General features: G+C 72.6%; 22 protein-coding genes and 1 pseudogene. 9 read left to right on the top strand and 14 right to left on the bottom strand.

Going from position 1 to position 20276, the window contains the following annotated elements; all coding sequences use genetic code 11:
* Positions 1 to 135: 135 nt before the first annotated feature.
* Complete coding sequence (locus AB0N76_RS28410) at positions 136 to 1089, top strand: diiron oxygenase (RefSeq protein ID WP_363561795.1); 954 nt, start codon at positions 136 to 138, stop codon at positions 1087 to 1089.
* Positions 1090 to 1164: 75 nt separating this feature from the next.
* Complete coding sequence (locus AB0N76_RS28405; RefSeq protein ID WP_363561793.1) at positions 1165 to 2928, top strand: 4Fe-4S binding protein; 1764 nt, start codon at positions 1165 to 1167, stop codon at positions 2926 to 2928.
* A 64-nt stretch (positions 2929 to 2992) separates the two neighbouring features.
* Here the strand turns inward: AB0N76_RS28405 and AB0N76_RS28400 are convergent, their stop codons facing one another.
* From AB0N76_RS28400 to AB0N76_RS28365, 8 genes are all read right to left on the bottom strand, one after another.
* Entirely contained in the window at positions 2993 to 3421 is a 429-nt protein-coding gene (locus tag AB0N76_RS28400; RefSeq protein ID WP_363561791.1) for a phage tail protein, read from the bottom strand.
* Between the two features lie 64 nt (positions 3422 to 3485).
* Complete coding sequence (locus AB0N76_RS28395) at positions 3486 to 3803, bottom strand: hypothetical protein (RefSeq protein WP_363561789.1); 318 nt, start codon at positions 3801 to 3803, stop codon at positions 3486 to 3488.
* 8 nt (positions 3804 to 3811) lie between these two features.
* A complete protein-coding gene (locus AB0N76_RS28390) occupies positions 3812 to 4597 on the bottom strand; it encodes an SDR family oxidoreductase (protein ID WP_363561787.1) in 786 nt (261 codons plus the stop codon).
* Between the two features lie 75 nt (positions 4598 to 4672).
* Positions 4673 to 4936 (bottom strand): hypothetical protein, encoded by a 264-nt coding sequence (locus tag AB0N76_RS28385; protein WP_363561785.1) that lies wholly within the window; start codon positions 4934 to 4936, stop codon positions 4673 to 4675.
* On the bottom strand, positions 4929 to 5204 hold the full coding sequence (locus AB0N76_RS28380; protein WP_363561783.1) for a hypothetical protein: 276 nt from the start codon (positions 5202 to 5204) through the stop codon (positions 4929 to 4931). The genes AB0N76_RS28385 and AB0N76_RS28380 overlap by 8 nt, the downstream gene beginning before the upstream one ends.
* Positions 5205 to 5419: 215 nt before the next feature.
* The gene (locus tag AB0N76_RS28375; RefSeq protein WP_363561781.1) at positions 5420 to 5863 is read right to left on the bottom strand and encodes a hypothetical protein; all 444 of its coding nucleotides are present in this window, start codon (positions 5861 to 5863) and stop codon (positions 5420 to 5422) included.
* A 243-nt stretch (positions 5864 to 6106) separates the two neighbouring features.
* Positions 6107 to 7249 carry a helix-turn-helix domain-containing protein gene (locus tag AB0N76_RS28370; RefSeq protein WP_363561779.1) on the bottom strand — a complete coding sequence of 381 codons (1143 nt, stop codon included), beginning with the start codon at positions 7247 to 7249 and terminating at the stop codon, positions 6107 to 6109.
* 194 nt (positions 7250 to 7443) lie between these two features.
* The gene (locus AB0N76_RS28365) at positions 7444 to 8250 is read right to left on the bottom strand and encodes a GntR family transcriptional regulator (RefSeq protein WP_363561777.1); all 807 of its coding nucleotides are present in this window, start codon (positions 8248 to 8250) and stop codon (positions 7444 to 7446) included.
* A 147-nt stretch (positions 8251 to 8397) separates the two neighbouring features.
* Here AB0N76_RS28365 and AB0N76_RS28360 point away from each other — a divergent pair, with 147 nt between their 5' ends.
* Both AB0N76_RS28360 and AB0N76_RS28355 read left to right on the top strand, forming a co-directional pair.
* Positions 8398 to 9156 carry a tyrosine-protein phosphatase gene (locus AB0N76_RS28360; protein ID WP_363561775.1) on the top strand — a complete coding sequence of 253 codons (759 nt, stop codon included), beginning with the start codon at positions 8398 to 8400 and terminating at the stop codon, positions 9154 to 9156.
* Positions 9157 to 9229: 73 nt separating this feature from the next.
* Positions 9230 to 9652, top strand: coding sequence for a hypothetical protein (locus AB0N76_RS28355; protein WP_363561773.1), 423 nt, complete (start codon positions 9230 to 9232; stop codon positions 9650 to 9652).
* 54 nt (positions 9653 to 9706) lie between these two features.
* Here the strand turns inward: AB0N76_RS28355 and AB0N76_RS28350 are convergent, their stop codons facing one another.
* Positions 9707 to 10138, bottom strand: coding sequence for a hypothetical protein (locus AB0N76_RS28350; RefSeq protein WP_363561772.1), 432 nt, complete (start codon positions 10136 to 10138; stop codon positions 9707 to 9709).
* 139 nt (positions 10139 to 10277) lie between these two features.
* Here AB0N76_RS28350 and AB0N76_RS28345 point away from each other — a divergent pair.
* Positions 10278 to 10808 (top strand): annotated as a pseudogene (locus AB0N76_RS28345) (DUF4291 domain-containing protein); the annotation flags it as partial.
* Positions 10809 to 11077: 269 nt separating this feature from the next.
* A complete protein-coding gene (locus AB0N76_RS28340; protein ID WP_363561770.1) occupies positions 11078 to 11749 on the top strand; it encodes a hypothetical protein in 672 nt (223 codons plus the stop codon).
* Here AB0N76_RS28340 and AB0N76_RS28335 read toward each other — a convergent pair.
* From AB0N76_RS28335 to AB0N76_RS28315, 5 genes are all read right to left on the bottom strand, one after another.
* Positions 11746 to 12351, bottom strand: coding sequence for an SMI1/KNR4 family protein (locus tag AB0N76_RS28335; RefSeq protein WP_363561768.1), 606 nt, complete (start codon positions 12349 to 12351; stop codon positions 11746 to 11748). The genes AB0N76_RS28340 and AB0N76_RS28335 overlap by 4 nt on opposite strands.
* A gap of 135 nt (positions 12352 to 12486) precedes the next feature.
* The gene (locus tag AB0N76_RS28330) at positions 12487 to 12921 is read right to left on the bottom strand and encodes an SgcJ/EcaC family oxidoreductase (RefSeq protein ID WP_363561766.1); all 435 of its coding nucleotides are present in this window, start codon (positions 12919 to 12921) and stop codon (positions 12487 to 12489) included.
* A gap of 86 nt (positions 12922 to 13007) precedes the next feature.
* Entirely contained in the window at positions 13008 to 14219 is a 1212-nt protein-coding gene (locus AB0N76_RS28325) for an MAB_1171c family putative transporter (protein WP_363561764.1), read from the bottom strand.
* Positions 14219 to 14758: a hypothetical protein gene (locus tag AB0N76_RS28320; protein WP_363561762.1), complete on the bottom strand. Its 540-nt coding sequence runs from the start codon at positions 14756 to 14758 to the stop codon at positions 14219 to 14221. Before AB0N76_RS28320 ends, AB0N76_RS28325 begins: the two co-directional genes overlap by 1 nt.
* A gap of 81 nt (positions 14759 to 14839) precedes the next feature.
* Positions 14840 to 15382 (bottom strand): hypothetical protein, encoded by a 543-nt coding sequence (locus AB0N76_RS28315; RefSeq protein WP_363561760.1) that lies wholly within the window; start codon positions 15380 to 15382, stop codon positions 14840 to 14842.
* A gap of 228 nt (positions 15383 to 15610) precedes the next feature.
* Between AB0N76_RS28315 and AB0N76_RS28310 the strand changes: the two genes are divergently transcribed.
* From AB0N76_RS28310 to AB0N76_RS28300, 3 genes are all read left to right on the top strand, one after another.
* Positions 15611 to 17092: a VCBS repeat-containing protein gene (locus AB0N76_RS28310; RefSeq protein WP_363561758.1), complete on the top strand. Its 1482-nt coding sequence runs from the start codon at positions 15611 to 15613 to the stop codon at positions 17090 to 17092.
* Between the two features lie 98 nt (positions 17093 to 17190).
* Complete coding sequence (locus AB0N76_RS28305) at positions 17191 to 18369, top strand: transglycosylase family protein (protein WP_363561756.1); 1179 nt, start codon at positions 17191 to 17193, stop codon at positions 18367 to 18369.
* 51 nt (positions 18370 to 18420) lie between these two features.
* Positions 18421 to 20276: glycoside hydrolase domain-containing protein (locus AB0N76_RS28300; protein WP_363561754.1), on the top strand; the 1856-nt coding region annotated here is incomplete at its 3' end.

The following is a 20276-nucleotide window of genomic DNA, read 5'->3' as shown; positions in this document are numbered from 1 at the left end:
AGGAACGGCAAGGCCGGCGGCGGTGTGCCGACCGGCGCCGCGCAGGGGGTTCTCGGGCGTCGACTCTTATTGTAATCTCCGTCAATAAGCGGCAGGGGCGGGATCCCCGCGCAGGCCACGCACCTGGAGGCAGCCATGGCTCACCCGGCGGCACGCACCCACCAGAGCAAGCTCCACCCCGGCAGGACCCACCCGGGCGGACGGACCCACACCGCGGCCGACGAGGACGTCTCGAAGCGGCTGCTCGACTCCGCCGCCACCCTCTCCTACGACCCGTCCGTCGAGATCGACTGGGACGCCCCGCTCCCGCCCGGGCACTACGGGCTCAACCCCGAGTGGAGCACCCTCTACGGCACCGCGCTCTGGTCTGAGATGGACGAGGCGCAGCGGGTCACCCTCACCCGCCACGAGGTCGGCTCGATCATGACCACCGGCATCTGGTTCGAGATGATCCTCCAGCAGATGGTGCTGCGCGATCAGTACCTCAAGGACCCCGCCAGCGCCGAGTTCCGCTTCGCGCTCACCGAGATCGCGGACGAGTGCCGGCACTCGATCATGTTCGCCCGCGCCTGCGAGAAGATGGGCGTCCCGCAGTACAAGCCGAACCGGGCCATCGCCCAGGCCGGTCGCGCCTTCAAGGCCCTCGCCCGCGGTGAACTCGCCTACGGCGGCATCCTGGTGGCCGAGGAGGTGCTGGACGTCATGCAGCGCGACTGGATGCGCGGCGAGAACGTCCTCGGCATCGTCCGCGGGACCTCCCGGATCCACGTGGTCGAGGAGTCCCGGCACATGAAGTTCGCCCGCCAGGAGATCCGCGAACGGCTGCGCGGGGCGAGCACCCTGCGCCGCCGCAACGCCGCCTTCGGCATCGCGGCGGGGGCGTTCGTCATCGTCAGCAGCATGGTCCACCCGGGCGTGTACGCGGCCGCCGGGCTGGACGTCGGGCGGGCGGTGGCCGAGGCCCGGGCCAGCGAGCACCGGCGGGCGATGATGCGCACCAGCAGCCGCCACCTGATCGCGTTCCTCGCCGAGAACGGCCTGCTCACCAAGGCCTCCACCGGGCTCTACCGCCGCATCCACATGCTCTGAGCCGCACCGGCTCACCCGAACCGCCCACCCGAACCGCCCACCGGAACCCCACGCAGCGAGGACCCCACCCCCGCCATGGCCTACGCGATCACCCGCACCTGCTGCAACGACGCCTCGTGCGTGTCCGTCTGCCCGGTCAACTGCATCCACCCGACCCCGGACGAGCCCGCGTTCGGCCACACCGACATGCTCTACGTCGACCCCGCCGCCTGCATCGACTGCGGGGCCTGCGCCGACGCCTGCCCGGTGGACGCGATCTTCCCGGTCGACCGGCTGATGGGCCCCGACGCGCTCTACGGCGAACTCAACCGCGCCTACTACCGCGACCACCCCACCGACCACGCGTGGGACGCGCCCGTCTTCCCGCGCAGCCTGCCCACCGGCTTCGCGGGGCCGGGCGGGGGCTCGCTGCGGGTCGCCATCGTCGGCACCGGGCCGTCCGCGAGTTACACCGCGCAGGCGTTGTTGCACTCCACCGGCGCCGAGCTCACCATGATCGACCGGTTGCCGGTGGCGGGCGGGCTGCTGCGGTACGGGGTCGCCCCGGACCACCAGTCGACCAAGCGGATCGCCGACAGCTTCGCCTCCGTCTTCCACGACCCGCGGTTGCGGGTCCACCTCAACGTCGAGGTCGGCACCGACCTCACCCACGCCGAACTCGCCGCCCACCACCACGCGGTGGTGTACGCGGTCGGGGCCGCCGCCGACCGCCGGCTCGACGTGCCCGGCGAGGACCTGCCCGGCAGCGTGCCGGCCACCACCTTCGTCCGCTGGTACAACGCCGAACCGACCGTGCCCGCCGATGCGGTCGACCTGACCGGTGGTGCGGTCGACCTGGCCGGTGGCGCGCAACTCGCGGGCGCCGAACGGGCGGTGGTCATCGGGAACGGCAACGTCGCCGTCGACATCGCCCGGATCCTGCTCACCGACCCCGACCGGCTCGCCGCCACCGACATCGCCGACCACGCGCTCGCCGCCCTGCGCCGGAGCCGGATCCGCGAGGTCGTCATGGTCGCCCGGCGCGGGCCCGGACACGCCGCCTGGACCACCCCCGAATTCCTCGCCCTCACCCAACTGCCGGGCGTGGACGTCGTGGTGGACGACCGACCGGTGGTCCGCGCCGACCTCGAAGCCGCCGCGGCCGACCCCACGGCCACCGGTACGGCGGCGCTGCTCGCCGGACTCCCGCTGGAGCGCGTGGACGGCACCCGACCGCCGCGCCCGGGCCGGCGCATCGTGCTGCGCTTCCACGCCACACCCGTCGAACTCCTCGGCGCCGGCCGGGTCGAGGCGGTCCGGCTGGCCGGCCCGGACGCGGCCGGAGCGGACCTGACCGGCCTGGACCCGACCGCTGCCGACCCGGCCGAAACGGACCCGGCCGGAGCTGGCGAGGAGCTCCTGCACGCCGGCCTGGTCGTCCGCTCGATCGGACACCGCGGCATCCCCGTCCCCGGGCTGCCGTTCGACGAGGTCACCGCGACCGTGCCGCACCGGGGCGGCCGTGTGCTCGACCCGGCGACCGGGCGGCCGCTGCCGGGGGCCTACCTGGTCGGCTGGGCCAAGCGCGGGTCCTCCGGCGGCATCGGCGCCAACCGGGCCTGTGCCGCGGAGACCGTCGACGCCCTCCTGGACGACGCCGTCGCAGGCGTGCTGCGCGCGCCCGCGGGCACCCGCAAGGAGTTCGACCGGCTGGTCCGCGACCGTCGCCCCGACGCGCTCGGCCTGCGCCAGCTCCGCGCCATCGACCGGGCCGAACGGGCCCGCGGCGAGGCGACCGGCCGTCCCCGGGTCAAACTCCCCACCGTCCCCGCCCTCCTGGCCGCCGCCGCTCGCCGCTGACACCTGCCGCTGGCACCCGGCGCTGACGCCCGCCGTCGAGCCCGGCGCGGGCGCCCGGCGCCGGTCAGGGCCCGAAGCGCGGCACCACCGCGTACCCCGCCAGCACCAGTTCGCCGATCACCGGCCCGCCGACCGCCTCGTCATACACCAGCGAGGTCAGCCGGCTCGGGAAGCTGTCGACGATCACCCAGCTCACGGCCGCCGCAGGCGCGGGGCCGCTCTCGTCCACCAGGGTCACCACGGCTTCCCGTTGCGCCGGGGTGCCCGCCGTGACGAGCCCGGCCCAGGTGGCGAGCGCCTGGTAACCCGCCGGGTCGCCGCCGCGCAGAGACACGGAGGGAGGCTTGGGCGGCCCGGGCACGGAGCGGGTCGTCCGGTCGGTGCCATTGCGGTAGCGGACCACCTCGAACTCCACGTCCAGGCCCGCGATCTCGCGGAACAGGAAGTCCGTGCCCTGGACGCTGAGCCGGTACCGGTACTCGTCTGCGGACATCCGCTGTGCCGCCCCTTCCGTCGGATCCCCTGCCACCGCCGCCACCATGGCGATTGACGGTACGTCAGATGGCCGTGGCGCCGATGGCGCGCAGGACGTCACCGAGCCAGACGAGGCCGTAGCCGATCGTCCGGTCCTCGTCCTCGATCATCTGCTCCAGGTGCTCCCACGACTCCGACAGCAGGCCGATGGTGAGCTCCGGCGGGTCGTCGTCCACCTTGCCGGCCTCGGTCGGCGGGACCGACCAGTAGGCCTCGTCCTCGACGGTGACCAGGCCGTCGGGGGAGGAGGCCGCGACATGGCGGACCAGGACGTCGAGCGCCCGCCGCAACTCGGCGAGCGGGATCCGCAGCGCGGGCTCGTGCTCCCGCTCCGACTCCATCCCGGCGCTCAACGGCCCAGCACCGCCCCGCCGTTGATGCCGATGATCTGGCCGGTGACGTACCCGGCGGCGGGGGAGGCCAGGTAGGAGACGGCGGCGGCGACGTCCTCGGGGGTGCCCGCGCGGCCGACCAGGGTGGCGGCGATCTTGTCGGCGTGGAAGCCGGGGGTCCAGTCCTCGCCGAAGATCTCGGTCTCGGCGACGTAGCCGGGGGCGAGGACGTTGACCGTGATGCCGTCCGGCCCGAACTGGCGGGCCAGGCCGAACGCCCAGCCGTGCAGGGCGGCCTTGGCGGCGGCGTACGAGCCGGCCGAATGCGCGCCGGCTCCGCCACGCTGGGCGGCGGCCGAACTGATCAGGATCAACCGGCCGCCCGGGCGACGGAGTTGGTCCGCGAGGGCGGTCGTGAGCAGGACGGCGGTGAGCAGGTTGGTGTCGAGGTCGCGCCGCCAGGCGTCGGCGAGTGCCTCCAGGGACGCGTCGGCGGGCGGGGTGATCACCGCGCCCGCGTTGTTGACCAGGACGTCCACCGGCCCGAGCGCCGCGATCGCGCGCGCCGCCTCGGTCACCCGCGCGGCCACCGTCAGGTCGACGGCGATCGGCACCACGCCCGCCCCGAGCTCGGCCGCCGTCCGCGCCAGCACCTCGGCCCGCCGCCCCAGGATCACCACCCGGTAACCCTGCCCGACGAGCTCCGCCGCGATCGCCCGCCCGATCCCGGTCCCACCCCCGGACACCACCGCCGTCCGCCGCCGCTCCTGCTCCAGCCCCTGTCCCTGCTCCAGCTCCGCCACCACTCGGCACCCCCACCACGTCGACTGTTCCGGCGGCCGATCCTACTCACCGGTAGTCACCGGGGTGACGAGTACTCACGGCCCCGCGAGCAACAGCACGATGCGGATCTCGTCTTCCCCGACCCGGTACCCCAGTGTCATGCCCGGTGTCGCGTCGTCGCCGGGGACGGTGACGACGCGACCGGACACGTCGTCGCCGGGTGTGTAGGGCAGCCCGAGCTCCGGGTCGCGCCGGACGCTGCGGAGGGTGTGGAGGAACCGGCGCCGCTGGTCGGCGGTGAGTCCGGCGACGGCGGGGCGGACGGTGTCGTCCAGGAAGACCGGGAGGAGATCAGACATCGCTCTCCTCCCAGTCGGGGAACAACTCGGCGAGCGGCGTGCCCGGGCGGTCGAAGGCGGTGCGCAGGGCATGTTCGATCTCGGGAACCGTACGCAGGTGCAGCAGGTGCTTCCAGCCCTTGAGGTATTCCCGGATCTCGTGCAGCGGCACGTCGTCGATCTCGGTCTCGAAGCGTTCCAGGTCGGCGCCGGTGAGGATCCCCCGGAACTCGCGGATCGTCCGCGGGCCTTCCGCGGGCAGACGGGGTTGGAGGGGTTGGGCGCTCACGTGGTGCCTCGCTTCGGCGGGACGGAGTGGACCGAGTGGACCGCCGCGGGTGCGGCCCTCCGAAACTACCGCTCGGCCGCGCACGATTCCCGGGGATCCGCCCGACCCGAAAAGGTCGGATGGTCCGCTCGTCGATCCGTCCGATCACCTGATGGTCGGTTCGCCTGTCCGCCTGTCCGCCTGTCCGCCTGTCCGCCCGTCCGCTCGTGGGCTCGTCAGCTGAAGAGGGTGGCGAGGTCGAGGGGGGTGACGAGGTAGGTGTCGGTGGCGGGGTCGTGGGCGTGGAGGAGGGCGGTGTGGCCGGCCGGGATGGCGGGGTCGCCGGGTGGGGTGCGGACGGCGAGGAGGGCGGGGGAGCCGTCGTCGCTGGTGGTCTCGGCCCAGCCGGCGTCCGTGGTGGCACCGCCCGGCAGGACGGCGCAGGCGCGGCCGACCAGCGGGAAGGGGACGGAGGCGGGGAGGATGTCGGCTTCCCCGGGCGCGGCGTCGATGTGGGGACCGGCGCCGCGCCCCCCGTTGCGGGTGTCGATGGTGCGGCCGACGTCACGTCCCCCGGACGTGACGTCGGCCCCGAGGCCGCTGAGCAGGGCCAGCAACCAGTACTCGGCGGTCACCATCAGGGTCGGAAAGCCCGGCGCGGCCTCGAAGTGCCCCCGCATCCGCGTCGCCCCCCGGCTTTCCGTTCGGCGCCGGACCCCCCGTGCGCCTCGGTGATCCTGGCAGGCGCGAAGCCCCCCGCACACTGCCAGGATCCGGCAATCTTGACGGCGTTTTGACACCCGAAAACAGCCGGAAAGCACAAGCAACGCGCGGGTCGCTCAAACGTCTGAAACGTTCGGAGCAGGCAGGAGGCCAGGAGGCCAGCAGGGCGGGCGCGCAGGAGGCCACGCGGGCCCGCGCGGTCACTGCGGGCACAGCGGCTGCTCCGGCCACTCCAGCAGGCGGGCGCCCATCACCGCCGTCTCCAGGGTGTAGCGGTGCAGCGCGTCGGCCGGGTCGTAGCCGGTCAGGGCGTGGATGCGCTCCAGCCGGTAGCCGAGGGCGCGGACGCTCAGGCCGAGCCGCCGGGCGGTCTCCGCGTTCACGTACCCGGCCTCCGCCTGGACGGTGATGGTCTCCAGCAGCGGGCGGGCGCCGCCGCGGGCGGTGGTGAGCGGGCCGAGGACGGTCCGGACCAGGTCGGCCATCGCGGCGCGGTCCCGCATCAGCACCGGGAAGACGAGCAGCTCCTCGGCGCGCAGCCGCTTCGCCGGCAGACCGAGCCGTTCCGCGTACTCCAGGGTGCCGAGGGCCTCCTCGTAGCTGCGCACGACGCCGCCGGTGCCGGCGTGCCGGCGGCCGGTGGCGACCCGGAGGGCGGGGAGGTAGCCGGGGCCGGGGCGCAGGGCGAGGTCGGTGAAGGCGGTGAGGACGGCCTGTTCGCCGTCGGAGGCGATGCAGACGAGCCGGCCGTCGCGGGCGACCAGCAGCAGGGTGCGGTCGTCGAACCGGCCGGTCAGCTCGCGCAGCACCCGGTGGGCGGCGGGGGAGCCCTCCAGGTAGGCCTCGGCGGCGACGGCGACCGCGACGGTGTAGCCGGCGGCCAGCCGCAGGCCGAACCGTTCGGCGCGTTCGGCGAGCCGGCCGAGGTCGCTGCGGCCGTGCAGCAGGTCGTTGACGAGCTCGCGGCGGTTGGCCTCCTCCTGGCGGACGGCCATCCGCTGGGCGCGTTCGTGGCCCTCGCCGAGCGCGCCGAGGGCGGCCTGGGTGGCGGTGAGCACGGCGTCGCCGATGCGGCGCAGTTCGGCGGCGGTGACGGCGGTGGGGCCGGGGAGGCTCTGCCAGGCCGCGCGGGTGGCGCCGAGGCAGGTGCCGACGAGGTCGCGCAGGCCGTGTCCGGCTTCGGCGCCGCGCTCGCCGAGTTCGCGCAGCCGCTCCAGTTCGGCGCGGCGCAGCAGCCGGCCGGTGCGGGAGACGTCGCTGAGCAGGTCCAGACAGTGGTGGGCCAGCTCGTCGGGGATGTCGGGTCCGCCGGGTCGGTCGGGGGTGCCGTTGCCCACCGTCATGTCGTCGTGTCCCGCCCCGGTCCGTTGGTGCCGCCGGGCCGGTCGGCCGACGGCTTTTCCGCTGGTCAGCCCGCTGATCGGCGCGTTGGTCGAACGGCTGATCGGCTGCTCCGGGCGGGCATGCTACCGGGTCGGCGCCGGACGGTGTGGCGGTTCGGCCGGACCGCCGTCGCCGGACGGGGTTCAGGTGGCCGTCAGACGCCCGGCGACCGGTCGCGGTAGTGCAGCACGAAGCGCGCGCTGCTCCCGTCGATCCGCCGCCGCACGTACAGCGCGGGCGCGCCGTCGGGCGTGCAGCTGACGCCCTCGCGGACCAGCAGCGGGGTGCCCGGCGGCACGCCGAGCAGTTCCGCGTCGGCGAGGTCGGCGCCGATCGCGCCGAACGCCCGCCAGTCGTACTCCAGCTCCACCCCGGCGGCGCGGGCCAGGTCGAGCACCATGTTCCCGGCCCGGCCCGGCCGGACCAGCTCGGCCTCCAGCGGGCCGGACGGCACCCAGTAACTGCTCACCACCCGGGCCCGCCCGCCGAGTCGGATCACCGTGTCCACCCGGGACAATTCCTCGACGGCACGGCCCAGTTGGCGGGCCGCCTCGTCGTCCTCGGCGGAACCGGCCACCGGTCGCGCGGCCACCACGTACTCGCCGTCCCCCTCGACGGCGCCCGGCACGTCCTCATCCCTTTCGGGCGGCAGTGCGGTGTGCACGCTGCCGAGGTCGACCCGCTGGCTGCGCGGGTCGACGGTGATCGAGATCCGGACGGCGGGCGGGCGGACGAAGGTCCCGACGCCCCGGCGGATCTCCAGCACGGCGGCCCGCTCCAGTTCGGCGACCGCCTGCCGGACGGTCAGCCGGTTGACGCCGAACTCGGCGCTCAGCTCGGGCTCGCTGGGCAGCCGGGCGCCCGCCGGGTAGGTGCCGGCGTCGATGCGCTCCTGGAGCTGCCGGGCGAGGCGGCGGTACAGCGGGGTGTCGCTTCGGGGCGACTGCGGGTGGGTTGCCACGCACCCGATCCTACGGAGCCGACGGAGGTCCCCGTTCGCCTCCGCTTGCCTGCCGCCGCCTCCACCAGGTACACATCTAGACATCTAGATGTCCTCGCGCAGCTCATGCTCCACCCCGCCTCGCCCCACGTCGAAAGGCGCCCCGCCGTGACCCTGGTCAACTTCCGCGACCCCGCCGTCCTCGCCGACCCCGACGGCCGCTGGATCCGCCCCGGCGTGCTCCACCGCTCCGCCCAGCCCTTCCCGGCCGCCGACGCCGCGATCGTCGACCAGCTGCGCGACGCGGGCATCCGCACCGTGGTCGACCTGCGCGGCGTCGACGAGGTCGAGGCCGCCGACTGGAGCGCGGTGGAGGCCGACGGGGTCGAGGTCGTCGCCGCACGCATCCAGCCCACCGGCCCGGCCCTGGACGAGGCCGCCCGCACCATGACCACCGCCGCCGACCTCGGCACCTTCTACCTCCTCATGGCGGAGTCCGCCCCGCAGGCCGTCGCGCTCGCCGTCGAGGCCGCCGCCCGGCCCGGCGGTGTGCTGCTGCACTGCGCCGCCGGCAAGGACCGCACCGGCCTGGTCACCGCCCTGCTGCTCGACCTGCTCGGCGTCCCGGCGGAGGAGATCGTGGCCGACTACGCCCGGACCACCGCCGCGCTGCCGCAGATCTTCGAGGGCCTCGCCGTCCGCTACCGCAGCGCCCTGAACGACCACCGCGCCGCCTCGCTGACCATCCCGGCCCCGCTGCTGGAGGCCCCGGCCGGCGCGATGACGGCCTTCCTCGACCTGATCCACACCCGCCACGGCGGCCCCGAGGCCTTCCTGACCCACTGCGGCGTCCCCGCCGACACCCTCACCACCTTCCGCACCAAGGCGGCCGCTGCTACTGCCGCCGCTGGGGGAGCCGCGAGCTGACCCGCCCGGACGTACGGCCGAACCGGCGGGGGAGGATGTGCCCCGGATCGGTACGGATACGGGGAGGTCACCGGTGGCGACGCCGCTGTGGTGGGAGGAGCTGGTCGGCATCAGCCAGGCCCTGGCGGATGCCGACCGCGCCGCGGTCGAGCGCTGGCGAGGCCCGGTCGTGGACACCGCCGAGGAGGACGAGGACGACGTCCCGCCGCTGACGGTCCGGCTGGGCACCCTCGGGGCGGTCTTCGGCGAACAGTCGGCCGAGTTCGCCCCGGAGCAGAGCCGGCGGGTGCTGCGACTCCTGGAGCGGATCCTGGCGGAGGGCGGCGACGAGGACGGGACGGCCGTCGCCACCGGGTTCTTCGAGGCGGTGCTGAACGCCTGGGACGAGGGGTTCGACCTCAGGTCCGTCTGGACGGACGTGGGGCCGCAGTCGCGTGCCCACTGCCGTGCGTGGAACGACTTCACGGGCGTCAGGACACCCCGCTGGATGCGCTGAGCCCGTCCCGTTCTCCGCTGCCCGTCCCGTGTTCTCCGCCGTCCCGGCTCCGTTCTAGAGCTCGGAGTCCTCCGCCTTCTCGTTCCAGGGGACGTCGCACAGCCCGGGCGTCGGCCGGTCGGGTGACGGCAGGCCGGAGTCGGCCTGGAACCACACCACGACGAGTCGGGAGTAGTGGAGGACGGGCTCCAGCGTGGGGTCCACCGCCTCGGAGATGAAGAACCCCGTGCACAGCACGAGGGGGAGTTCCTCCATCGGGCCGAAGGTGGGCCGTCGGATCTCACGCTGAACCCGGGGCGGCTCCGCCAAGTGGACAGGCAAGGAGGGGTAGTGCTTCTCCGCCTGCCGGACCGCGGTGGTCACGATCCCGTCGTTCATCTCCCGGGTCGGGTAGCCCATCAGGAGTCCCTCGTAGGTCAACTCCATGTGGAGCCTGGAGAGTTTGATCGAGCGTCCCGAACCGAGGACCGTCTGCGCCAGTTCCATGCCGGGCAACCTACCGGCCCGCGCCGCCGCTGGTAACCCCACCGCCGCGCTGCCTTGATCACGTGCTTGATCGCGTGCTTGATCACGTGCCCGGAAAACCGTTCGCCCGCTGCCGGGCCAGGTGGCAGGGTCTGTCCGTATGCAGCAACTGCACGAGATCCGGGCCGACTTCGACGCCGAGACGATCGTGATCTACCAGGCCTACGCCCCGGCCGTCGCCGAACCGGCGCTGGCGGCGGGGCGGTTCGTGCCGCCGTTCTCCTTCGGGCGGATGACGTGGATCAAGCCGTCGTTCCGCTGGCTGATGCACCGCAGCAACTGGGCGCGCAAGCCGGGGCAGGAGCGTGTGCTGGCGGTCCGGATCACCCGGGCCGGGTGGGAGGAGGCGCTGGGGCGGGCCGTGCTCACCACCGCCGACCCGGAGGCGCTCGCCCGCGCCGAGGTGCACGTCCAGTGGGACCCGGAGCGCTCGCTGCGCGGCGCGGCGCTGAACCAGTACAGCATCCAGGTGGGCGTGGGCCGCACGCTGATCCGGACCTTCGCCGAGGAGTGGATCACCGGGATCACCGACCTCACCCCGCAGGTCCGGAAGATCGCCGAGCTGGTCCACGGCGGCCGCACCGCCCAGGCCCAGCGCCTCCTCCCACCCGAGCGCCCCTACCCCCTCCCGCACCCCCTCGCGGCACGACTGGCAGGGGCCCGACAGTCAGCGCGGCCCGAACTCGCCAGCGCTGACGGCGCTGACGACTCCGGACGCGGCGACGGTGCTGTCCGACCACGTGGCGCGCTGGAGCTGAACCCGCTTCCCCTCTCCTCCACTCTCCGCCGATCACCGGGCGAGAACAAGACTGCAATTTTTTCCCGCGAGGCCGGACACTCCTGGTGGGCGCGCTGAACGATGCGCCGCGCCCTCCCCACCCCCTCACCAGGAGGACACCCATGCCCGGAACCTGGGACCCCCACGGCAGCCTTCACCGCACCCTGTGGATCGGCGGAGCGCAGTGGGCCGGCAAGACCACCGTCGCCGAACTGCTCGCCGAGCGGTACGGGTTGACCGCCTACCACTACGACTTCCACGACGCGCGCGGTCACCAGGCGCGCCGGATCGCCCGGCGGGTCGCGACCGGTGCGCCCACCGCCGACCCCACACCGGACGGGATGTGGGTGGACCGTTCGCCGGAGGAGCTGGCGGCCGAGACGCTGGCCGGCTTCCCCGAGCGGTTCGGCTGGGTGCTGGACGACCTGCGGGCACTGTCCGCCGGGCGGCCGCTGCTCGCCGAGGGGTGGGGCCTGCGGCCCGAACTCGTCCACCCGCTGCTGTCGGACTCGCCGGACCGGATGGTCGTCCTCGTCCCCACCGAGGAGTTCCGGCAGCACCAGATCCGCACCTTCCCCCGGGCCGGCGCGCTGCAGGCCGACGTCAGCGATCCGGCCCGCGCCCAGGCCAACCGGGTCGCCAGGGACCGCCTGGTCGCCGCCGACGCCGTCGACCACGCCCGCCGCCTCGGCATCCGCGTCATCGAAGTGGACGGCACCGAGCCCGTCACCGCCACCGCCGACACCGTCGCCACCCACTTCGCCCGCCACCTCCCCGCCCCGGAAGCCGCCTAGCGCGGCTCGCCGGAGTGCGGGTCCAGGCCCGCGTCCCAGCGTCGTTGCTGCTCCAGGGTGTGCACGTACCGGATGGCGCGCCCGCGCAGGTCGACGCTGATCGGGTAGGGGTCGAACTCGTCCAGGAGCAGCCCGCGCAGGAAGTCGGCCATCCCGTACGGGTACAGGGTGAAGTCCTCGCGGGTGTGCCGGCCGCAGACCAGCACCGGCCACCGGTCCGGATCGGGATCGGTGGTGAGCCAGCAGAGGATGTCGGCGCCCGACGTGACGCCCCAGGCGAGCAGGTGCGCCGGGTCGAGGTCGAGGCCGTCCTGGCCGCCGAGCATCTCCCAGGTGTACCGGACGTTCTCGGTCTCCTCCGCGAAGGCGTCGGGCGACCAGCGGACGCCCTCCTTGGGGAGCGGCGCGAGGACGACGAGCTCGCCGGTCGACCCGCCGCCGTAGACGGACATGAAGGCCGTGTAGTCGCGCGGGAACCGGGTGCCCCAACGGGCTTCGGCGGCCGTCCAGTCGACCCGCTCGTCCGCGCCGTGGTCGGGCGGCAGGACGCCGGTCAGTGCGGCGATGCCCGTCGGGCCGCCCTGTTGCTCCGGTCTCTCCATGGCATTCCCTTCGATCCGATCGGAAGCGATCCGGTCGCCGGGATCCTATGCGGGTGGCCGGACGACGAAGGGGGCCGCCTCCCCGGCACGATCACTGGGATGGGAGGCGGCCCCCGGTCCGGGGCCGGTCGTCACTTACGCTGCGGATTGGGCATCGACGGCGTTGTTCTGACCGGCCACGATCTTCCACCCGGCCGCCTGACGGGCCACCACGTAGAGGGCGGCGCCGTGCGGGCCCTCGACGGGGCGGCCGTCGGCGTCGGTGGGGGTCTGGGTGACGTTGACGGCGATCACATCGTCGGCGATCGCGAGCAGCTTCGTGACCTCGTAGCGGGCGAAGGAGTTCCGCAGGAACCCCTGCAGGGCCGGGGCGCTGGACTCGATGACCGCCGTACGCCCGTCGAGCCGCCTGCCGAGCGCGTCGGTCCAGGACGCCCGTTCGCCGAACAGCGAGCCCAACGCGACCGCGTCCTTGGTGTTGAAGGCCTGCTCCAGCGCCGCGACCACCCCGGTCACGGCCTCCCGCACGTCCGCCGGAACGTCCCCCGCCACGAGCAGCTCGCCAGCCACGATCCCGACACCTCTCCTCGGCCCCCGTACGAAGCGGCGATGATCACCGCCGAACCCCCATTCGACAACATGAACCGCACTTGAGGTCAAGCCCGGTGCCCAGCCGCCGGGCGCCGGTACGCGGCGGCCACCTGGAGCAGCCAGGCGATCTCCTCGCGCGGCGTCAGGCAGGGTGGGTGGTCGGGCTCCGGGGGCATGCCGCCGACGGGGGGACGGCCGTGGGCCTGGTGGTGCAGCGCGGCGCGCAGCCACTCCGCCTCGGCCCGGGCCCCGGCCCGCTCGTCGAGGGCGATACACCCGGCGGACCCGGCCGGGCCGGCGGGACCGCCCGCTGGGACCGGCCCGGGCGGCGCGGGCACGGTGTCCCGCAGGGCCAGGGCCGCGTCCCGGATCTCGAAGGCCCGGTGCGCGAGGTCCAACGACCGGTCCCCGTAGGCGAACAGCGCGCGGACGCGCCCGCGCGGGCTGCCGAACACCACGTGCGGCACCGCGTGGACCAGGTCGGACCAGAGCGGGTGGAGACGCCACATCGCGCTCTGGTCGCGGACGTAGCGGAGCGCGATCCGCAGGGGCGGCATGGAGATGCCGAGGACCAGCAGCAGGGCGCCGACGGCCGGAAGGAGTTCGGCGACCGCGTCGTCGACGGGGATGGGGCGGCCGGTGACCGGGTCGATCGGCGCGTTCCCGTGCCGGGCGATGAACGCCACCCGGTAGACGGTGTAGCCGAACCCGACCGCGCAACCCGCGGCCAGCAGTCGTACCCCGGTGCGCAGCAGGCCGCGCGGCACGTCGAGCCGGTTGGTCCAGAACAGGTGGGCGGCGAGCGCCGTGGCCACGCCGAGGAAGAGGTAGTAGACGGCGAGGTAGAGCTGGACGACCGGGTCGCCGTAGTAGGCGTCGATGCTGTCGGGGACGATCGCGTCGTGCTTGAAGAAGCCGATGAACAGCACCGCCAGGACCAGCCCGGCCACGAGGGCGAGCCGGTGCCGGAGCCGGGCCGAGCCGACGAGCTGACCGGGGCGGCCGTGGATGGCGTAGACGTAGTCGAGCAGGAAGGTGGCGGCGGCGAGGCCGAGCAGGTGCTTGACGAGGACGGAGACCTCGGGAACCCCGGTGGCCGACTCCATGAACCGGGCGATCACCGGCGGCCGGGTGCTGAGCCCGAGCGCCATCGTCGCCAGGGTGGCCCAGAGGGCACGCGACGCGGGGGAGGAGGGAGCGCGGAACGCCGACGGCGCTCGCCAGAGGGTGACGGCCCAGAGCAGGGCGGGGATCAGGACGGAGAAGACCGGGCGCATCAGCCTCGCCGCCGGTGCCGGAGTGGCCGTATCGGGTGGAGGAGGCTGTCGGTGAGGCGTCTCGACGCGGCGGTGCTAGCCCGGTCCGGGCTGGGGCGGTCGGTGCTCGCGAGATCGGTCAGCAGCAGGGCTATCATCTCGGCCTCCTGTTCTTCGACGGTGGTGTAGCTGGTGCGGCCCACGCCCATGGCCTGGGCGATGAACTCGGGAGTGAGGTCCGGCATCAGACTCGTGAGGTGCTGGAGTTCGAGGACGCCGGTGTGCCCGCAGACGACGTGGCCGAGCTCGTGGAGCTTGATCAGGTCCTGGTGGGCGGGGGTGGTGCGCTCTTCGTAGAGGATGACGTCGATGCTGGGGAGGGCGATCCAGAGTCCGCAGGGGGCGTCGCGGCCCAGTGACGGCAGGGGCTCCATGACGATCGGCCGGCCGCGCCGCCGTTCCAGCGAGGCGCGGAAGCCCTCGACGGTGAACGGAGCGGGTAGGTCGAGGCCGGCCAGGATGCCCTCACAGCGCTTACGGAGGCCCCGGGGAAGTGACATGGTACGGAAAGGTTCCTTCAGGGCGGGAGCGGGCGTCACGGGTACGACCGATGTGCCGCCACATGGGTTGTGTTCCCGTGCTCAGTGGCCGGTCGTCGCCGAATCGGGACCCGTCTGACCGGCGGCGCCGTCCTCCAGGCTCTTGAGCCGGTCCGCCAGCGCGAGCAGCATGTGGAGGCTGCCGTCGGACAGGCCCGAGGCGCGCTGGACGAGACTGACCACCTCGGCGTTGCCGAGCGCCTGCCGGAGTCCGCCGAGCTTCTCCAGCCGCTCCAGCTGCTCGTCCACGGCCGTCGTCCGCGCGTCGTCCAGGAAGTAGGCGGCGCCCTGCTGGATACCGAAGCCGCGGCCGAGCCAGTCCAGGGTCTCGACGGTCGGGTTCGGGGTCTGACCCTTCTGGGTCACGCCGTGGTGCAGGTTGCGGATCGTGTCCTTGGAGATGACGTCGCGGCCGGCGATCCGGTTGATCCGCTCGGCCAGCTCGCGGTAGGTCGGGGCCCGGCCGCCGGCTCGGGCCGCCTCGCGGGTGATCAGCGCGTCGATCTTGTCGGCGATGAGGGCGGCACGGCCCGGGGCGGTGGGGGCAACGGGGGCGCCAGGGCCCTCCGGCTCGCCTGCGTGCACGTCTCTCACCTCCGATCGGATACCTCAACGCTATCGCCATCACTCCGAGCGATGATTTAACTAGCCATTTCCCCTATGGGCGCTTGGTCCATCGGGCGGACCGTCAAGCGGCGTGATCCAGCCGCTCATTGGCGCGAAGTGTGCAGTCCCGGGGGTGATTGTGCGGACGCGGAACGTCTCGTAGAGTGACTCCCCGTTGGCGATTTAAATCGCCAAAATTTTCCGGCAATGATCAAGGAGACACCTGTGTCCGCTCAGCGTGCTGCTCTGCGCTCGACGTCCGTACTCGCCTCGATAGCCCTCTCCGTGCTGGCTCTGGGCACCGTTCCGACCGCCCACGCCGCCCAGCCGGAGCCGACCGCCGGCGCGGCGGCCTCTGTCCAGGAGAGCGAGGGTGGGGCGGGGCAGCCGATTTTCGACTTTGCGTCCAGTGTCGACGCTGCGTCGGCACTGGCGGCGGGTCCGACTGTCACCCGGTCTGAGGCGCTCGCCAGGGCCGCAACCTGGGTCCCGCTGGGCCTCAGGTACGGCGGGGGCCTCTTCCATGATGGTTACCGTCAGGACTGCTCTGGCTATGTCTCGATGGCGTGGAAGCTCCCCACTGCGCCGTACGGTGGGGCCACTACTGACATGTACCTTCCGACCGGGGTTGCGTCCAGGATCAGCAAGAGCGACCTCAAGGCGGGCGACGCGCTCCTCAACCCCGCGAGGGGCCTTTCCGGCCACGTGGCCCTCTTCGACCACTGGACCGACGCCAGCCAGACCTCCTACGTCGCCTATGAGTTCACTGGCAGCGGCGTTTTCCACCACACGATTCCGTACCCCTACTTCTCCGGCCACGGTGAGTTCTTCCCGGTCCGCAACAACAGCATTGTCGACGACGTGGTGCCGCCGAAGCCCGCGAAGCTCCGCCTGGACTTCAACGGTGACGGCAAGGCCGACATCGCCGGGAAGCTGTCCGACGGCAGCCTGCTGCTCTGGACGGGCCACGGGAACGGCTCGCTCAACACCGCGTCCGGCTACGCCATGTGGCCGGGTACCGGGTTCGGCCAGGTGAGCGATCTGGTGGCGGCGGACTTCAACGGTGACGGGAAGACGGACGTCGCGGGGAAGCTGTCGGACGGGAACCTGCTGTTGTGGACGGGCAACGGCGACGGCTCGCTGAACACCGCCTCCGGCCATGCGATGTGGCCGGACAACGGTTTCAAGGACGTGAGTGGCCTGGTCGCCGGTGACTTCAACGGTGACGGCAAGGCCGACATTGCCGGGAAGCTCGCCAACGGGAGCCTGCTGTTGTGGACCGGCAACGGCAACGGCCAGCTGAACACCAACTCCGGCTACAGCATGTGGCCCGACGGTGGCTTCGGTCAGGTCAGCAACCTGGTGGCGGCGGACTTCAACGGTGACGGCAAGACTGACGTCGCCGGAAAGCTGTCGGACGGGAACTTGCTCCTGTGGACGGGCAGCGGCGACGGCTCGCTCAACACCGCCTCCGGCTACGGCATGTGGCCGGACAACGGCTTCAAGGACGTCGACAACCTGGTCGCCGACGACTTCAACGGTGACGGCAAGGCTGACATCGCCGGCCGCGCCTCCGGCGGCGCGCTGCTGCTGTGGACCGGCAATGGCGGCGGCCAGCTGAACACCGCCTCCGGCTACGGCATGTGGCCCGACGACGGTTTCAAGGCCGTCAACCCCCTCATCGGCTGACCGACGGCACACCCACGCTCGCCGGGGCCCTGCCGCACTGCTCGCCGCAGGGCCCCGGCGCTCCTCCATGCTGCCCGACGACGAACCGAAGGAACCCCATGCGTCGACGCATACTCCGCTCCCTCGCCTGCCTGCCGCTCGCCGCCGCGTGCGCCACACTGTTCACCGCCCAGGAGGCCTCGGCCGCCTCGATCGCGACCTGGGACAAGATGGCCCAGTGCGAGGCCAGCGGGAACTGGGCCGCCAACACCGGCAACGGCTACTACGGCGGACTCCAGTTCGCCGCCAGTACCTGGACCGGTTTCGGGGGAACCGCGTACGCCCCGCGCGCCGACCTCGCCACCAGGTACCAGCAGATCGAGATCGCCGAGAAGGTGCTCAAGGTCCAGGGCACGAACGCCTGGCCGTACTGTTCCCGCGTCGTGGGCCTGGCCAAGGACACGAGCAGCCCGGTCTATCCCACCGTCAAGCGCCCGCGCCTGGACTTCAACGGCGACGGAAAGGCGGACATCGCGGGCAGGCTGTCCGACGGCAGCCTGCTGCTCTGGACGGGCCACGGGAACGGCTCGCTCAACACCGCGTCCGGCTACGCCATGTGGCCGGGTACCGGGTTCGGCCAGGTGAGCGATCTGGTGGCGGCGGACTTCAACGGTGACGGGAAGACGGACGTCGCGGGGAAGCTGTCGGACGGGAGCCTGTTGCTGTGGACGGGCAACGGCGACGGCTCGCTCAGCACCGCCTCCGGCCATGCGATGTGGCCGGACAACGGTTTCAAGGACGTGAGTGGCCTGGTCGCCGGTGACTTCAACGGTGACGGCAAGGCCGACATTGCCGGGAAGCTCGCCAACGGGAGCCTGCTGTTGTGGACCGGCAACGGCAACGGCCAGCTGAACACCAACTCCGGCTACAGCATGTGGCCCGACGGTGGCTTCGGTCAGGTCAGCAACCTGGTGGCGGCGGACTTCAACGGTGACGGCAAGACTGACGTCGCCGGGAAGCTGTCGGACGGGAACTTGCTCCTGTGGACGGGCAGCGGCGACGGCTCGCTCAACACCGCCTCCGGCTACGGCATGTGGCCGGACAACGGCTTCAAGGACGTCGACAACCTGGTCGCCGACGACTTCAACGGTGACGGCAAGGCTGACATCGCCGGCCGCGCCTCCGGCGGCGCGCTGCTGCTGTGGACCGGCAATGGCGGCGGCCAGCTGAACACCGCCTCCGGCTACGGCATGTGGCCCGACGACGGTTTCAAGGCCGTCAACCCCCTCATCGGCTGACCCAAGGCCATAAAGCCACAAGGCCACAAAACAACAGGACAACAGGACAAGGTGATCACCATCAGCATCCGTCGCGCCCTGCTGGCCGTCAGCGGCTGCCTCGCGCTCTCCGCCACCACAGTCGGAGCGGCCACCGCCGCCCCTGACCCGGGCCCCAAGTCCACCACCAAGCCGGTGACGTACCTCGGCCACCGGTTCACCGTCCCCGCCGACTGGCCGGTGATCGACCTCGCCGCCGATCCCTCGGCCTGCGTCCGCTTCGACCGGCACGCGGTCTACCTCGGTACCCCGGGTGACGGGGCGAGTTGCCCCGCGCACGCCGTCGGCCGCACTGAGGCCCTGCTGGTCGAGCCGGCATCCGCCGACGCCGCGACCGGTGCCACGACCGACCCCGCGGACCACGAGCTCACCGCCACGGCGGCCGGCATCCGGGTCACCGGCACCTACGACCTCGACGAGGGGCTCGTCCGCGGCATCATCGCCGGCGCGGGGCTGTCGAAGGGCAAGGCCGCGTTCGCCGAGAGCCCAGCGGCCCAGAGTCCGGCGGCAACGGCCGTCGCCGCCCTCCCGGCCGACAGCACCGACTTCACGGGCAAGGGCTTCGACACCTGCACCGCTCCCACGTCCGACTTCATGAAGGCCTGGAAGGCGAACTCGCCCTACGGCGCCGTCGGCATCTACATCGGTGGCAGCACCAGGTCCTGCCTTCAGCCGAACCTCACCGCCGACTGGATGCGGCAGCAGGCCTCCGACGGTTGGCGGTTCATCCCGATCTACGGTGGCCCCCAGGCCGCGAAGATCACCAACCCCACGGCCGAAGGTGTGCGCGAGGCGGACTACGCCATCGCCAACGCGGCGGCGCTCGGGCTCGGTCCGGGCAGCGTGCTCTACTACGACATGGAGCACTACACCAATCCCCAGTACGGCTCCACCGTCGCCGGTTTCGCCTCGGCGTGGACCAACCGCCTGCACGAGCGCGGCTACCGTTCGGGGGTCTACAGCAGCTCGTCCAGCGGCATCGCCGACATCGTTCGGAACCGGAACAACGGCTACACCGTCCCGGACGTGCTGTACTCCGCCTTGTGGAACGGCGTGGCCAACACCACCGACCCCGCCATCCCGGGCGACCTGTGGGCCAATCACCAGCGCATCCACCAGTACAGCGGCGATGTGATCGAGACCTGGGGCGGCCTCAGCCGGAAGGTCGACCGGGACTACCTCGACGTCGCCCCCTCCGCCACCCCGAACCCCCAGCCCAACCCCATCGACCCCGCGCGCGTGGACTTCAATGGTGACGGCAAGCGGGACGTGGCCGGCCGCGCCCCGGACGGCGCGCTGCTGCTGTGGACGGGCAACGGCAACGGCCAACTCGACCCGACCAGCGGCCACGCCATGTGGCCGGACACCGGCTTCGCCCAGGTCAGCGACATGGTGGCGGCGGACTTCAACGGGGACGGCAAGACCGACGTCGCGGGGAAGCTGCCCGACGGCAACCTCCTCCTCTGGTCCGGCAAGGGCAACGGCACCCTCGACCCGGCCACCGGCTACAGCATGTGGCCGGACAACGGCTTCAAGGACGTGAGCGGCCTGGTCGCCGGGGACTTCAACGGTGACGGCAAGGCCGACATCGCCGGGAAGCTCTCGGACGGCAACCTGCTGCTCTGGACGGGCAACGGCAACGGGACCCTCAACACCCAGAGCGGCTACGGCATGTGGCCCGACAACGGCTTCAAGGACGTCGACAACCTCGTCGCGGGCGACTTCAACGGTGACGGCAAGACGGACATCGCCGGCCGCGCCTCCGGCGGCGCGCTGCTGCTCTGGACGGGCAACGGCAACGGGACCCTCAACACCCAGAGCGGCTACGGCATGTGGCCCGACAACGGCTTCAAGGACGTCGACAACCT

The organism is Kitasatospora sp. NPDC093806, from assembly GCF_040683335.1.
Lineage (GTDB): Bacteria > Actinomycetota > Actinomycetes > Streptomycetales > Streptomycetaceae > Kitasatospora.
This window is presented reverse-complemented; position numbering and strand designations above follow the sequence as displayed.